Here is a 954-nt window from a genome sequence, read left to right as displayed (position 1 = left end):
CCCGGCAACCAGCTGGTGACCGCGAGCACCGTGCCCTCGGGGTCCTGCGCGACGAGGGTGCGCACCGCGGGGTCGCGCATCTCGTCGACCCCGCCCAGGGTGAACCCCATCTCGGGCAGCTCGCGCTCGGCGACCCACTCCTCGGAGATCGCCTCGATCTGCCGGGTGGTGGACGCGGGCAGCTGCTGCCAGCTCGACCAGGTCGCGGTGAGGCCCTCGCGCGCCGCCTTGTTCACCGAGGTCCGGACGTCCTGCTTCTTCTTCCCGCTCGTCGTCCACGTCCGGGGGTCGAAGTCGGCGTCCTCGGCCACCGGGAGCGTCGCCCAGCCCTGCGCGGTGAGCACCCCGGCGGTCTCCGCACCGATGCCGTAGAAGACCGCCGTCCAGCCGTTGTCGTCGCACCACCGGGCGAACGCGGTCATCGCCGCCGTGCGGGCGTCGGGCCAGCCGAAGGGCCCGCCGACCGTCACCGCGACGCGGCCGTTGCGGCGGAAGGCGACGCCGGCGCGACCGTCCTCGGCGAACCAGTAGGCGTTGCCCTGCCAGGTCGTCATCCAGCCGAACGCGTCCCCGCCACCGGCGACGAGCAGGGCGCGGGCGCGCTCGCGGTCGGCGTGTGCAGCGTCGGCGTCGGTGTCGGGTTCGACGGCCCCGGTCGGCCGGACGGCGGCGATCGCCACGACCAGCCAGAGCACCGGTCCGCTCAGCCCGAGCACGAGCCGGAGCGCGTGGTCGAGCGACGGGAGCCGGTCCCAGAAGCTCACCGGTGCGAGCGGGCCGAGGGCGGCGAGCGCCAGCCGCAGGGGGTCCTCGACGTGGTGCGCCGAGGACGCGGCGACGACCAGCACCACGACGACGATGCCGACCGCGGCCGCACCGACGGTGACCGCGAAGGCGACGACGCGGCGCCGGCTGGTGAGCACCGTGAAGGACCGCCGCAGCACGACGAGGACG

At 75.2% G+C, this 954-nt stretch carries 1 protein-coding gene; it reads right to left on the bottom strand.

Going from position 1 to position 954, the window contains the following annotated elements; genetic code table 11:
• Positions 1 to 954, bottom strand: a 954-nt coding sequence (locus tag BIV01_RS13870; RefSeq protein WP_175473734.1) for a bifunctional lysylphosphatidylglycerol flippase/synthetase MprF, incomplete at both ends; no start/stop codon positions are given.

Origin of the sequence: Curtobacterium sp. MCBA15_013, from assembly GCF_001865095.1 — a bacterium.
Classification (GTDB): domain Bacteria; phylum Actinomycetota; class Actinomycetes; order Actinomycetales; family Microbacteriaceae; genus Curtobacterium.
Note: the sequence above shows the minus strand (reverse complement) of the source record. Positions and strands in the feature narration are given on the sequence as shown.